Raw genomic sequence first — 14,348 nt, 5'->3', positions numbered from 1 at the left:
TGAAGGAGGAAATGCATTGCCGATTTGGACTAGCAGGCTCCATGAACGCAAAAACAATTTAATCTGTTTACATGGGACGAGAATTTTTGATAACAAAGACAAAGAGAAATATATGGGGGAAGCCGAGCGTTTAATTGAAAATTTAGTTCCTTCTCATTATCACTGCTACTTTCTCTGCATCGTCAGTTATGAGTCGCCCATTTCTAGAGTACAGCAATACCGTAAATTATGGAGAGTGGTGCAGAGTGAGTTTGAATGTATGACGGGTGAAAAAGGAAGAGAACATAAGTTTCAATCTATCAATACTTGTGAATTTTATGGTGTGATGAAGATAAAACAGGCAGATATTAAGCAATTTCTGTATTTCCTAGAAGAGTTTCCATCACAATTTCGGATGATTTTCAGTGAGCATGATATTGGGAAAATTGATGAAGTATTAAGTCAAGTAGACGGCAATGAAGAAGGAGCTGATTTCTCATCTATTAACCTTAACCAATCAGTGTATATTGAATTAGAATCGTATGAATGCGACTACGAATTTACTTTTTATGTAAACGATGAAATCAATCAAAGTACCAAAAATTCCCTTATTATTGATACTGATCGGTTTACGGAAGTCCTGAAAACGTATTGCCATTTGAATATTGGAGCAGCACTTTCTATGAAGCTGCCTAGGCAGTGGAAAGAAGAATCTATAGACAATTGGATTTTCGTAGAAGAAACTAAAAAAGAAGTTACAGTCGCAAATATCGCTGAACATCACTTTCCTTGTTTTAAACTCAGAAAGTTTGATGATTTTAGTTCGGGGAGGTATATAGGGAATCTCGAAGAATATTTGCAAAATTAAATGCTGCTGGGATCAATTGATCAGGAAATGACAATGTACAAAAAAATTGAACAATGGATAGATTATATTGACGGGGGTTGCAATGTTTTAAAGGTCGATTATCAGTTCTTTAAAAAAGAACTCTTACTTGAGATTCAGGTTGTTCAAAATAAAGCTGAATATACACATAATATTATATTTCAAAATGTAGCTTCTGTTTATTTTAATGGAGGTGATGGGGATATTCGGTTGGAAAGGGCTATTCCGGAGGAGTTCAATTGGCAAATTTTCGAGATTAGTTATCATCCGGAAGGAATCGGAAACCTATCAAATCCTGTAATTCCAGAGTATCAATCAAATGCAAATTTTCTCATTGACATAAACAGAAGATTGATAGCTGTAGAGGCTGAGTCTGTTTCTTTTGATTCAAAACAATTTTATGCGTATAAGGTTAACGAGTAAGAAAACATATCTCACCCTTTCTAATCTGGGAGCATAACCAATGAAAAAATTAAAAATGAATAAAATCATCAACACGGACACCCAAGGTTGTTTTTTCCATGCTGATACACAGGGGCGTGTCTACATTGGAAAAGGTGAGAAAGGTGATATCACTGTTTCAATCTATGATCCTTCCGGTGATGTTCGGGATTTTAAAGTGAAAGAGCAGATTGCATATAGCGATATTCAGCTCTTCCAACAATGTGCAGATGGCTATGTCTTCGTTTATTACGAATCGTACGAGCCAAAGGTAAAGGTTTTTTCAGAAGAGGGAAGAGTGAAAAGTGATTATTACTTGCCTTCAGGGACTTCATGCAGCCTTCTGGATGAGAAACAAAACCTATGGGTCGGTTTAAGTGATGAAGGTATTTATGATGACGAAAACCCCAGTGGACAAAGTGTGCTGTGCTTCACTTTAGACGGACAACTAAAGGAAACTCACATTGATCAACAGCTTTCAGAAATATATGCGCCCGTGGTAGATGACTGCTATGCACTTGCAGAAAAAGATGGACTGATATACATGCTGTATTACTCTTATACAGTCATTGCCGCATTTGATGAGAACGACGTGAAACGAGTGTGGATTGTTTCTGATAAAGAATGTTCGGGGGTATATGACCAGCTAGCAATTTCAGATGACGGGTTTTGGATATGCAAAGATGAACATTCACTGTCCCTCCTTCCGGCTGATGTCAGTATGCCGGTGCAAGAGATGAAATGCTGTGATCAAGACGGGCGGGAGCTCTCCATACAACAGCTGAAACTAACAAGTAATGCTATTTATGCACTATCAGACTCAGGGATCTATAAGAGGGATATCAGAGGGGGGAAAAACAAATGAATGAAACATCTTTTTGGCAGCTTATTGACCAAGCTGGCAGCCAGGAAGAACCTAATGAGTGGCTGCGTGATGCATTATTGAAAAAAGAAATCAATGAGATCGTTGATTTTGAATTTATGCTTCAGACATTCATGCAAAAAAGCTATCTGTCCTCACTATGGGCGGCAGCATACATCCTAATGGACGGTTGTTCGGACGATACATTTGATTATTTCCGCGGATGGCTGATTGCCCAGGGCAAAGAGACATTCGAAAAAGTGCTGGATGATCACGAGTATTTGGCAGCATACATCACGGAGGAAACGCTTGACGAGGAAGGCTATCCACAAAATGAAGACTTGCTGTCAGTGGCAATTGAGGCGTTGACATATATGAAGACTGGCGACGATGAATGGGATGATGAAGTACACGACGAGCTTTTAGATGCGCTTGAACAAAAGGGACTTGCCGAATCGGACGGTATTGAATTGGATTGGGAAGAGGAAGATTTGCCTCAAAGGTTTCCAAAACTGTGGGAGCGTTTTGGGGAAAATCCGCTGGGTGAGTTTTAAATAGTAGAATATGAAGCTTGTATCAATAAGTGATACAAGCTTTTTTTTAGAACAAATCTGAATGATAAATGACAAAGAAAACAAGAGAATGATGAATCAATTTAAAAGAACTTGAGAAATTGACGGCGGAGGGAATGCGGCTCATGCAAAAAAAAAAATTAATCGAAAAACTCGCCGAGAATAAAAGACGTTTGTTGATGAGCGAAATCAAAGAAAAACTAGTCCCTTGTGCAGAAAAAGGTTTCAGTTATCGCTTTGCTGATCTGGCGTAAAGCAAGCAATTGCTTGAGCTGGTTTTATCAAATTCAATATCAGCCAACATCCGTGAGGTTGATGTTCCCGGAAAAACGGAAGCGAAACAGCTGATCTTGAAAACATCTCATCTCAGTCCTATGTTGCTTATCATGACCGGCCCGTGCTGCTGTATCATCAACACAGCAGCGAAATTGGTGCGTTAGTTTGTACCTTTGGAAAATGTCTCGAGCACCTTGACGGCATATTGGAATGTATTGGGTTCGACGCAGGGCTTCTCAATCATAGTTTTATTTTGGTTGAGCCTAAGGGTCAGTTTGGATTATGTGTATTGCACACGGAATATGGCTGTGAGCTTGTTTATTGGTAGATTGGAAACCTTTTGGAACATATCTTTTACTGAAAAAGCTTCAATATCTAAATATCAGTACGGTGCTTTGCATACTAATAACAAATCATTTAGTACTTGAATCCGTGGTGATCAAATTGAGCGAGCCAAAGCTAATAGAATGTATAAATAAAATCAAAAGTGTCTTAAATGGACAAACAACAAGAGAAGAAGTGTCGGATTGGGCGGGCACTTATGTTTATGCGGATGACTCCGAAGTAGAAGACGATAGAGTCTGGGATATGTTAATCCTTCTTTGTGGGATCGACTTGAAAGATTCTCCTGAAACTTATTTGCATTCAACAGATGATTTAAATGATTGGATCAAACAATATATGGGGTAATTTGTTTATTCTGCTTGGTGGTAAGGCGTTATTGATTAAAAAGAGGTAGGAGATGACAATGTACAAAACAATTAATGAATGGGTAGATTACATAGATGGGGGATGCAGTGTCCTTCTTTTTAGATTTTAATGTGTTTAAAAAAGAACTCTCACTTGATATTAAGGTTTTTGAAGGTGAAGGAGAATATACGCATAAAATTTTATTTCAAAATGTTGCTTCTATTTATTTTAGTGCAGATATTGGCGACATGAGATTAGAAAAAATTGTTCCAGAATAATATAATTGGCAAATATTTGAGTTCAGTTATCACCCAGAAGGGATCGGAAACCTTTCGAATTCTAAAATTGAACACTACTATTCAAACGCTAATTTTCTTATAAATATGAACAGCATGCTGATTGCTATAGAAGCTGAAACTGACAAGTAACGCTGTTTACGCAGTGAACTCTTCTGGTATTTATAAGAAGGATATCCAATAAGGTGTTGATGAGATTATGATGAATTGACGCGCTTTAAGTCAGACAAAACTAGACCGCATCTGGTCAGAAGTGAATCAGCTCATAAAATGGAAGCCCGGAAGCAGATGTCATCACATCATCCCGCCTGATCCATATCGAGTGTTTGATATCTCAAGCGGGATGAGCAGTAAAGCTGGTCATAATGATGTGAGCGAAGTGCTGAGTGATTTAGAGACTTCTATTTTAAAAGCATTTCAATCGTGTACGGGAAAGCACGATGTGATATACGCATTAGATCAGCATGATGGATATATCTTTAGTCCTCATCTAACAATGCCTAAGGATGAATTTGGCGAATGGCCTGTTCCGGTATTTCCAAACGGAGACTATTATTTCTTCTATCATCAGGATATCTCTTGGGGACTTTTGGGAGACCCGTGGAAACGTACAATCACTGTATTTGGTGACGAGCTGTTGGAGGCGATAGATAACTATCCGCCTATCCTGTTTCAAGATAGATGAGTTTGTCATTGAACATGTGTCTTTCATAATGTAAGTGAGTATGAAGCATAGGGAAGCCATCAACGGAGGAATCGAAATTGGCAGATGAGTCGAGTATTTCAGGAGCTACTCCTATTTTGTTTCAGCATATCAAGAAATGGCGTTTTTATCGGGAAACAGATAACGTTCTTGGTGCCATTTATACGATTGAGTTAGCAGCTGTTTATCATTCACGTACGATTGTTTGTCATATTCAAAGACGTTTCAGCCATTACGATACGAGAAATCGAAACCCTATCGGATCTATCAGATGGACTTCTCCATATTGAAACGCAACCACAAGGCACGTACCTTGTGGAAGAATGGGAAGAGCAGACATTCCGCTTATATTGCCGGCAATATAAGGTGGTGGAAGATGAGTAGGGAAAGGGGAGGATCAGCGTGCTTCAAAAGCTGAGAAAGAGGCAGCGAGAGCTTGAGGACAAGCCGTACCCTGATGAAATGTACGGCTTTGAAGCGGAAATACATGAGTTTTTTATGCTTGTTGCCGGCAGTTTGGATTATGTGCTGGCGAATAAAAGGATGCCCCGGCATCAGCGGCGTTCGTTGGAGAAAAGTTTTTTTGAGTTGTATCCTGAAATACCACCGGACATGATCGAAAACGATAACGAACTGTATCATCACATTTTCTTGTATGAACAAATCAGACAAGAGATTTACGTTGCGCTATCCAACTGATAAGGGGGGAAGGTTTTATGGAAAAAACCTCTATAAGCAGTATCGGCAATTTGGACATGGTTGATCTTAAACCTGACCAAATCGTTACGTCATGCGAACTTAAAGATGCAGAGTCGTTTTATCGTTTTTGGCAAGGGCTTACCTATGAGCGAATCATGATACAGGTGATAACGACTGGTTCATTTATAGAAGACCTGTCAGAGTTTGTCAAAGGCTATGCTTACAAAGTGACGAAGCTGGCGAAAAGGCAATTTCATTTCCAATGCGTAGTACATGAAGCAGACCGGGACATTGCAGATTTTCTCTTTCTGTTAGCTTCCATCAATGATGATGTTTTTCTGATCACTGATCCTCAACCGGATAAAAACTATTTTTCCGAAGGCAAACTCCAATGCCTAACGGACTCAGGCGAACGGATCATGTGGTTTGATTTCGATGCTGTGGACATTTATATGGTTAGCCATCACTCATAAAAATAGGGGGAATCCATTTGAATATCACACAATATGAGAAAGTGAAAAAGCATCTTTCTCATTCGGATACAGGCCCATTTACATTAAACGAATTTACTTTCTATATGAAAGCAGATGAACGTTATATTCAAATTCCTGTGTTTGAATTAAAACTATCAACTCAAACCTGTGACATTCATCTGCGGTTTGAAGACATCAGTGCATCGAAGCTGGATGATCTTGAATCCATCGATGGGATTGAATTGGACATTTTACCGACTGACGATCAATGGGAAAGACTCCGTTATTATGTGTATGATCAAGAAAACCAAATGAGTTTCTATTGCGGAGGATGGGATGTGATCAAGTGTGACAAGAAGTCACACTGATTTTCCCCTTTTTTGCTTGAGACCCCCCTTTTTAAATATGGCACATCAATTTTATTTTTCAACGCCATTTTTTTCTGCATTCAGTCATCATAAAGAAACAATCACCGAGTATGCATTAATGTATACGTTTTCATAGAGGGGGTTTCTTGATGAAAAAATGGATGGCTGCGGGTTTTGTGATGATGCTGATGCTGTGTTTCGGCGGGATTGAGAGTGTGAAGGCGGCGGAGCCGAAGGTGTATCAGTTTGACTTTGGGAGCGGTTCGGTTGAGCCTGGTTACATTGGTGTCAGGGCGTCTGATCGGTATGACCGGTCAAAGGGTTACGGTTTTCAAACACCGGAGAATATGAAGGATGTGGCGGCATCCGGGACTGGTGTGAAGAGTGATGCGGTTCAGTTTTTGGCGTATGGGACGAAAAGCGACAACACGTTTCATGTGGATCTTCCGAACGGCCTTTATGAGGTAAAGGTGACGCTTGGCAATACGGCAAGGGCCAGTGTGGCGGCGGAGGGTGTGTTTCAGGTCATCAATATGACGGGGGACGGTGCGGAGGATACGTTCCAAATTCCTGTCACCGACGGGCAGCTGAATCTGCTGGTGACAGAGGGGAAGGCAGGCACCGCTTTTACGCTCAGCGCTTTGAAAATCAAGAAATTGTCTGATCAGCCTGTGACGAATCGAACCATTTATGTCGGCGGCGATTCGACGGTGTGCAATTATTATCCGCTCAACAGCAGCAAGCAGGCGGGCTGGGGGCAGATGCTGCCTCACTATATCGACAAACACACCTTCCAAGTGAGAAACATGGCGTCCGGCGGGCAGATTGCGAGAGGGTTTCGAAATGATGGACAGCTGGAGGCGATCTTGAAGTATATTAAGCCGGGGGATTATTTTATGTTGCAGCTTGGCATTAATGACACAAATCCGAAGCATAATGAATCGGAAGCGGAGTTTAAGGAGATTATGCGTGATATGATCCGCCAGGTGAAAGCAAAGGGTGCGGAAGTCATTCTTTCAACACCCCAGGGACGGGCGACAGATTTTACTTCTGAAAGCATCCATTCGTCTGTAAACCGATGGTACAGGGCTTCTATTTTGGCTTTGGCCGAAGAGGAAAAAACACACCTCATTGACTTAAATGTTCTCAGCTCGGCTTACTTTACATCAATCGGCCCGGAAAAAACACTCGCATTATACATGGACGGAGATACGCTGCATCCAAACCGCGCGGGAGCCGACGCACTGGCGCGACTAGCTGTTCAGGAGTTAAAACGCCAGGGAATCGATGGCTTTTAATACGTCATTTTTCGACAAAACACATATGCCTTCGCCAATTAGAGTATAATGAGAACATCTGCAAGAGACAGGAGTTTATACATGAGTCATTTTAAAAACTATCAAATCAGTCATGACATTTTACGAGCATTAGAAGGGCTAGGATATACAGAACCGACCAAGGTGCAGCAGAGCGTGATCCCCGCCGCCCTTGAACGAAAAGATCTTGTCGTCAAATCACAGACGGGAAGCGGGAAAACGGCTTCGTTTGGGATTCCTCTCTGTGAGCTGGCGGATTGGGATGAAAACAAGCCGCAGGCGCTTATTTTAACACCGACCCGTGAGCTTGCCGTACAAGTAAAAGAGGATATCACGAACATCGGACGATTTAAACGAATCAAAGCGACAGCTGTGTTTGGAAAATCATCCTTTGACAAACAAAAAGCTGAGCTTAAACAAAAAAGCCACATTGTTGTCGGCACGCCGGGACGTGTACTGGATCATATCGAAAAGGGCACGCTGCCGTTAGACCGTCTCTCCTATTTGGTCATTGATGAAGCCGATGAGATGCTGAATATGGGCTTTATCGAGCAAGTGGAGGCGATTATCAAGCATCTGCCGACTGAGCGCACGACGATGCTGTTTTCGGCGACACTGCCGGAGGATATTGAGAAATTGAGCCGTCAATATATGCAAAACCCGGAGCATATCGAAATCAAAGCGGCCGGCCTAACCACAAGGAATATTGATCATGCGGTGATTCAGGTAAGAGAAGAGAATAAGTTTTCTTTGCTGAAAGATGTACTGATGACGGAGAATCCCGACAGCTCCATCATTTTCTGCCGGACGAAAGAGCATGTCAATCAGCTGACCGATGAATTGGATGACTTAGGATATCCATGCGATAAAATTCACGGCGGAATGATTCAGGAAGACCGTTTCGACGTCATGAATGAATTTAAACGGGGCGAGTATCGGTACCTAGTCGCGACAGATGTCGCCGCGCGCGGGATCGATATTGAAAATATCTCCCTTGTCATTAACTATGATCTGCCGCTTGAAAAGGAAAGCTACGTCCACCGCACGGGCCGGACAGGGCGCGCAGGGAACAAAGGAAAGGCCATTTCGTTTGTCACTGCCTTCGAAAAACGGTTTTTAGCCGACATTGAAGAATATATCGGGTTTGAGATTCAAAAAATAGAAGCCCCTTCTCAAGAAGAAGTGGCCAAGAAGAAACCTGATTTTCTATCTAAATTGAATGACCGTCCGGAATTCAAAAAGGATAAAAGCGAAGAGCTGAATAAAGACATTATGAAGCTGTATTTTAACGGCGGAAAGAAAAAGAAAATCAGAGCCATTGATTTTGTAGGAACGATTGCCAAAATTGACGGTGTGTCAGCTGATGACATCGGCATTATCACGATCATGGATAACGCCTCTTACGTGGAGATTTTAAACGGAAAGGGCCCTCATGTTCTCAAAGTGATGAAGAACACAACCGTCAAAGGGAAAAAGCTGAAGGTGAATAAAGCGAATAAATGATGAATGACCTGCTCCAATTAAAGGGGCAGGTCATTTTGGTGTTTACTGACATCGGCACGGTTTTCCTCCGGAACGAACGTGAGAATCACAATGCCGATTATAAAAAGAACAATCAGGCTGAACACTGCAGTCGAGGATTTCCCGGTCAGCTGGGCGGTAACGGCGATGAGCAGCGGTCCCATAATCGAAGCGAATTTCCCGAAAATGTTGTAGAAGCCGAAGAATTCATTGGCGTGGCGCTTTGGCACGAGCTTGGCGAAATAAGAACGGCTGAGGGCTTGAATGCCGCCCTGAGAGGTGGCGACAAGCATGGCCAGTATCCAGAAATCAAGCGTTGTCTCCAGAAAGTAGGCGTACACGCAGACAATCATATAAATAACGATCCCGACGTACAGCATTGTCTTCCCCGTAAAGCGTTCTGCCAGTTTTCCGTATACAATGGAAAACGGCGCGGCGACGACCTGGGTGACAAACAGGATGATCAGGAGGCTTGTGGGGCTGATCCCTAAATCAGATCCATAGGATGTCGACATCGTAATAATAGTGCCGACTCCGTCGATATAAAAGAAATAAGCAAGCAAAAAGAGGAACAGCGCCCGGTACTGCCTAATCCGTTTCACCGTTTGGCCGAGCCGTTTGAAGCTGTTGATGACGATATGAGGTTCTCTTTTGATGTAATAGCGCTGATGGACATGTTTCAGCATCGGGATGGTAAACAGCCCCCACCAGGCAGCCGTTATGAAAAAAGACAGCTGGCTTGCGGCCGATACAGACATCGGAATCGTTTCAGCTTGTGCAAGCAGGATGGCAGCAATGCTGATGATAAATGGAATCGTGCTTCCAATGTACCCTAAGCCAAAACCCCGTGCAGAGATGATATTCATCCGTTTTTCTGAAGTGACGTCAACGAGAAAGGCATCATAAAACACGTTGGCGCCGGAAAAACCGATAGCCGATATGGTATAAAACAGCAATAAAAGCAGCCAATGTTCACTCGGGATAAAGGCAAGCATCGCGGTGCTGGCAACACCGGCTGACACAAAGAAACCAAAGAACCGTTTTTTGCACCCTTCATAGTCGGCGATCGTGCCTAAAATCGGCCCGAGCATGGCAAGGATAAACGTTGAAATCGCAATGGTATAGCCTAAATAGGCAGTCGATTGAGCGGCGCCGATACCGCTTTCCGCAACCGCTGATTTATAAAATAACGGAAATACCGCGGTGGTTACGACAATCGAGTAAGCAGAATTTGCCCAGTCATATAAAACCCAGCTGTTTTCTTGTTTCGTAAAACGTTTCATCATCAGCGCCCTCCTCCGGTAACGATACTTCTATTGTACGAGAAATGGGCCTGAAAAGAATGGAATGAACGTCAATTTTTACAAAATATTTATGTTTTTGTGCTTCAAATCATACTTTTGGTTTATTGATGGGCATAGGTGTATCTGGTACCATTTATCTATATTTTGCCGTATTTTCCAGAAGAGGTGCAGCGGAGAGGAGACTGAGCATGAGGCGAATAGGCTTGTGTATAAGCCTGCTGGTCACAGTTTTTGTGATGAGCGCATGCGAAAGTGAAGATGAGGCTCAGACGTTTGCAGATCGTGATCAAGAGACAGTAAAACAAACCACAGTCAAACCGATGAGCAATAAGAATAAGCAGGACTTCCAGACACTCCCAAACGATATGCAGCTGGCCATTGTATTCAGTTCCATGATACGTGTAAGCGAAGCATTTGATTATGGAATCGGCAATCCTGAATACTTCGTCCGGAGCAGCATGACTGAAGGAGAAGCAGACATTGCGAAGGAGAACCTTGAATCGATTCAATTTGAAAATAAACAGCTCAAAAAGCAAAACAACGAGGCAGTTGCTTTGCTCCAAAAAACCCACAATCAAGAAATGAGCCACAACGAAATGCAACAGCTGAAAGAGAATAGAACCGCTTTTTTTGAGGTCACAGAAAGCATGATCAAACTTATCAGCCAAGTCACATCGAAAAACGCGAAGAAGACAAGACAGCAGCTGGATCAGCTGAAAAAACAATATACGCAATACAGCGCCGAAAGCGTCAAAATCATGAACAGCATTGTCAAGAAGCAGGGGGCTGACAAGGCATCATTTGAACGCCATCTGGAGACAATGCTTCAAAAACAGCCCGGGCAGCCGATGCTGAGTGAATTGTATTAACCTGTTCCCGTCTTTCCCTGATGATATTGACCTAGTACAAAAAGAATGTACAATCAAGGTGTAGTCTGTTCTTAGTTGATTGGAGGGACATGTCATGAAAATTGCGAAGGTGATCAACAATAATGTGATCAGCGTGGTCAATGAACAGGGAAAAGAATTGGTCATCATGGGCAGGGGGCTCGCGTTCCAGAAAAAGACCGGCGATGATGTCGATGAAGACCGCATTGAGAAGGTGTTCACGCTCGATAACAAGGATGTATCAGAAAAATTCAAAACCCTTTTGTATGATATACCGATCGAGTGTATGGAAGTATCCGAAGAGATTATCAGCTATGCGAAATTACAGCTCGGCAAAAAGCTCAACGACAGCATCTATGTATCGCTGACCGACCATATTAACTTTGCCATCCAGCGCAATCAGAAGGGGCTTGATATCAAAAACGCCTTGCTGTGGGAAACAAAGCGGCTGTACAAAGATGAGTTTGCGATCGGCAAAGAAGCGTTGGAGATGGTGAAAAACAAGACTGGCGTGTCTCTGCCGGAGGATGAAGCAGGCTTTATTGCCCTGCATATCGTAAATGCCGAGCTCAACGAAGAGATGCCTAATATCATCAACATTACAAAAGTCATGCAAGAGATTTTGAGTATTGTAAAATACCATTTTAAAATTGAATTCAACGAAGAATCGCTTCACTATTATCGGTTCGTCACCCACTTAAAGTTTTTCGCGCAGCGTCTATTTAACGGCACACATATGGAAAGCCAGGACGATTTTTTGCTGGAGACGGTGAAAGAAAAGTATCATCGCGCGTATGTATGCACGAAGAAAATCCAAACTTATATTGAGCAGGAGTATGAACACAAGCTCACCAGTGACGAGCTGCTGTATTTAACGATTCACATAGAAAGGGTCGTCAAACAAACATAATGAAAGCGTTGACATATTCATTTCCTTGTGTTAATTTTTTCTTACATTCATATATGATGATGTTAGGATTGTTACTGATAAGCAGGCAAAACCTAAATTACAATGAGTGCGGATGATCTCTGTCTGTGCTGATGGTAATTTAGGTTTTTATTTTTTCAGAGGGATGGTGATGATGGCGTTTCGCAGAAAAAACCGAATGATGGCGTTTCATAGGATTGTTACTGGTCAGGCAGGCAAAACCTAAACTACTTGTTCCTATTGCGATAGGGGTAGTTTAGGTTTTTTATTTTTTAACAGAAGGGATGAGAGGAAAATGGGGGTTCAAGCAGCGGCAAAAGAGATTTTACAGCTGGTCGGCGGGGAAGAAAATGTGCGTTCTTTAGTACATTGCGCGACACGCCTGCGTTTTACGCTGAACGATCGGTCGAAAGCGGATAAAGATAAAATCGAAGCTTTGGATGATGTCGTAACTGTAGTGGAAAGCGGCGGGCAGTTTCAAGTCGTGATCGGCAATCACGTTTCAGAGGTATATCAAGAGATTGGGAGAATGTCTAATCTGCTGAATGATGACCAAGCTGAACGGTCTGCCCAAAAAGGGAATCTGTTCGGACGGCTTGTTGATATCGTATCGAGCATTTTTACACCTTTACTTGGCGTGATGGCGGGAGCGGGAATTTTAAAGGGCCTGCTGATGATATGTACAAATGCCGGCTGGCTCAAAACAGAGGAAACCACTTATACGATACTGTATGCCGCTGCGGACAGCCTGTTTTACTTTCTTCCGCTCTTGCTGGCCATTACTGCTGCCCGGAAATTTGGCGCGAATCTATTTGTTTCTGTCACAGTTGCGGGTGCGCTTATCTATCCAACGATCATTGAGTTGAAGAATGGTAATGCAGAAACGGACTTTTTCGGCATTCCAGTCGTGTTAATGAACTATACGTCAACTGTGATCCCGATCATTCTGGCGATTTTTGTGATGAGTTACGTTGAGAAGTATTTGAACCGGGTGATTCATGACAGTGTGAAAACCTTCATCACCCCGCTGATTTGTCTGGTAACCATTGTGCCGCTCACATTAATTGTATTCGGCCCGCTTGGTGTAAACGCGGGAAATGCCATTGCGTCTGCGATTCTGGCAATCTTCAGCTTTAACCCGATGCTGGCCGGTGCCGTGATCGCGGCACTCTGGCAGATTCTTGTCATCTTCGGCATCCACTGGGGGATTGTGCCGGTCATTTTAAATAACATTGCGGTCAATGGGCAGGATTCGATCAAACCGGCAACAGCGGCAGCCGTGTTTGCACAAACAGGAGCTGCTGTGGGTGTCATGCTGAAAACGAAAAACAAAAAATTAAAGGCGCTTGCCGGTTCCGCCGCTGTCACAGGGATTTTTGGCATCACAGAACCAGCCGTTTACGGTGTGACGCTCAGGCTGAAAAAACCTTTTGTATGCGGTGTCATTAGTGCTGCTGTTGGCGGGGCGATTATCGGACAGGCTCACAGCGTGGCCATCGCTTCTGGCGCACCCGGTCTATTGACGATCCCGATTTTCTACGGACAGGGCTTTGCCGGTTTTATCTTGGGAATCTCGGTATCTTTTATTCTATCAATCATCTTAACGTACATTGTCGGGTTTGAAGATCCCGCGGAACAAATAGAAATAAAAGCAGAACCACCTGTACCCTCAGTCCGGCGTGAAGAGATCAGCAGTCCGTTAGAAGGAAAAGTGGTTCCGCTAACAGAAGTGAAGGATAAAGTGTTTGCATCTGAGACCCTTGGAAAGGGAATAGCGATTTTTCCGGAGAAAGGCAGACTCGTCGCACCAGCTGATGGCGTGATATCAACCGTTTTTCCGACGGGCCATGCATTCGGCATGGTCACCGATCAGGAAACGGAAATCCTCATTCACCTCGGATTTGATACGGTGAAGCTGGAAGGAAAATACTTTTATCCTAAAGTAGTGCAAGGACAAGCAGTCAAACAAGGTGATTTGCTTGCTGAATTTGACCTGGATGACTTACTAAAGGCGGGGTTTGATATGAACACACCGATCGTCATCACAAACGCAGATCAATATACCGACGTCATTCAAACAGATCAAAAGCAAGTCAAAATAGAAGAAAGAATCTTTTCTTTAATCTAAAACCATTGGAGGAACAGAC

At 42.9% G+C, this 14,348-nt stretch carries 13 protein-coding genes and 5 pseudogenes; 17 read left to right on the top strand and 1 reads right to left on the bottom strand.

Annotated features, from left to right (window positions below; genetic code table 11):
* Window positions 1–16 precede the first annotated feature (16 nt).
* The 14 genes and pseudogenes from RAC86_RS08730 (at window position 17) to dbpA (ending at window position 9,064) form a co-directional block, all read left to right on the top strand.
* Entirely contained in the window at window positions 17–847 is an 831-nt protein-coding gene (locus RAC86_RS08730; RefSeq protein ID WP_072565525.1) for a hypothetical protein, read from the top strand.
* Window positions 848–880: 33 nt separating this feature from the next.
* The gene (locus tag RAC86_RS08725; protein ID WP_080490497.1) at window positions 881–1,288 is read left to right on the top strand and encodes a YxiG family protein; all 408 of its coding nucleotides are present in this window, start codon (window positions 881–883) and stop codon (window positions 1,286–1,288) included.
* Window positions 1,289–1,328: 40 nt separating this feature from the next.
* Window positions 1,329–1,655: pseudogene (locus RAC86_RS08720) on the top strand (DNA-binding protein); the annotation flags it as partial.
* A 512-nt stretch (window positions 1,656–2,167) separates the two neighbouring features.
* Window positions 2,168–2,722 (top strand): DUF4240 domain-containing protein, encoded by a 555-nt coding sequence (locus RAC86_RS08715; protein WP_072565523.1) that lies wholly within the window; start codon window positions 2,168–2,170, stop codon window positions 2,720–2,722.
* A gap of 143 nt (window positions 2,723–2,865) precedes the next feature.
* Window positions 2,866–3,344, top strand: a pseudogene (locus RAC86_RS08710) (YxiF family protein).
* The gene (locus RAC86_RS08705) at window positions 3,338–3,706 is read left to right on the top strand and encodes a hypothetical protein (RefSeq protein ID WP_072565522.1); all 369 of its coding nucleotides are present in this window, start codon (window positions 3,338–3,340) and stop codon (window positions 3,704–3,706) included. Before RAC86_RS08710 ends, RAC86_RS08705 begins: the two are co-directional and overlap by 7 nt.
* Window positions 3,707–3,758: 52 nt before the next feature.
* Window positions 3,759–4,134: pseudogene (locus RAC86_RS08700) on the top strand (YxiG family protein).
* Window positions 4,135–4,213: 79 nt separating this feature from the next.
* Window positions 4,214–4,687: pseudogene (locus tag RAC86_RS08695) on the top strand (DUF2716 domain-containing protein); the annotation flags it as partial.
* Window positions 4,688–4,764: 77 nt separating this feature from the next.
* The gene (locus RAC86_RS08690) at window positions 4,765–4,995 is read left to right on the top strand and encodes a hypothetical protein (protein ID WP_236827532.1); all 231 of its coding nucleotides are present in this window, start codon (window positions 4,765–4,767) and stop codon (window positions 4,993–4,995) included.
* Window positions 4,996–5,107: 112 nt separating this feature from the next.
* On the top strand, window positions 5,108–5,404 hold the full coding sequence (locus RAC86_RS08685) for a YxiJ family protein (protein ID WP_072565521.1): 297 nt from the start codon (window positions 5,108–5,110) through the stop codon (window positions 5,402–5,404).
* A 17-nt stretch (window positions 5,405–5,421) separates the two neighbouring features.
* Entirely contained in the window at window positions 5,422–5,877 is a 456-nt protein-coding gene (locus RAC86_RS08680; protein ID WP_072565520.1) for a hypothetical protein, read from the top strand.
* A gap of 17 nt (window positions 5,878–5,894) precedes the next feature.
* Window positions 5,895–6,023 (top strand): annotated as a pseudogene (locus RAC86_RS08675) (hypothetical protein); the annotation flags it as partial.
* Window positions 6,024–6,394: 371 nt separating this feature from the next.
* Window positions 6,395–7,543: a rhamnogalacturonan acetylesterase gene (locus RAC86_RS08670; protein ID WP_377885495.1), complete on the top strand. Its 1,149-nt coding sequence runs from the start codon at window positions 6,395–6,397 to the stop codon at window positions 7,541–7,543.
* 81 nt (window positions 7,544–7,624) lie between these two features.
* Complete coding sequence (gene dbpA / locus RAC86_RS08665; RefSeq protein ID WP_014115718.1) at window positions 7,625–9,064, top strand: ATP-dependent RNA helicase DbpA; 1,440 nt, start codon at window positions 7,625–7,627, stop codon at window positions 9,062–9,064.
* Between the two features lie 17 nt (window positions 9,065–9,081).
* On the opposite strand, the gene RAC86_RS08660 is transcribed toward dbpA, so the two are convergent.
* Window positions 9,082–10,368 (bottom strand): MFS transporter, encoded by a 1,287-nt coding sequence (locus RAC86_RS08660; protein WP_072565517.1) that lies wholly within the window; start codon window positions 10,366–10,368, stop codon window positions 9,082–9,084.
* A 206-nt stretch (window positions 10,369–10,574) separates the two neighbouring features.
* On the opposite strand from RAC86_RS08660, the gene RAC86_RS08655 reads away from it, so the two are divergent.
* The 3 genes from RAC86_RS08655 (at window position 10,575) to RAC86_RS08645 (ending at window position 14,329) form a co-directional block, all read left to right on the top strand.
* Window positions 10,575–11,255, top strand: a complete 681-nt coding sequence (locus RAC86_RS08655) for a hypothetical protein (RefSeq protein ID WP_072565516.1) — start codon at window positions 10,575–10,577, stop codon at window positions 11,253–11,255.
* Between the two features lie 94 nt (window positions 11,256–11,349).
* On the top strand, window positions 11,350–12,183 hold the full coding sequence (licT, locus tag RAC86_RS08650; RefSeq protein ID WP_014115714.1) for a transcriptional antiterminator LicT: 834 nt from the start codon (window positions 11,350–11,352) through the stop codon (window positions 12,181–12,183).
* A 313-nt stretch (window positions 12,184–12,496) separates the two neighbouring features.
* Window positions 12,497–14,329, top strand: coding sequence for a beta-glucoside-specific PTS transporter subunit IIABC (locus RAC86_RS08645; protein ID WP_072565515.1), 1,833 nt, complete (start codon window positions 12,497–12,499; stop codon window positions 14,327–14,329).
* The last annotated feature ends 19 nt before the right edge of the window (window positions 14,330–14,348 follow it).

Source organism: Bacillus sp. LR_5 (assembly GCF_042709275.1).
The sequence above is the reverse complement of the archived record's forward strand: the minus strand, read 5'-3'. Positions and strand labels throughout refer to the sequence as shown.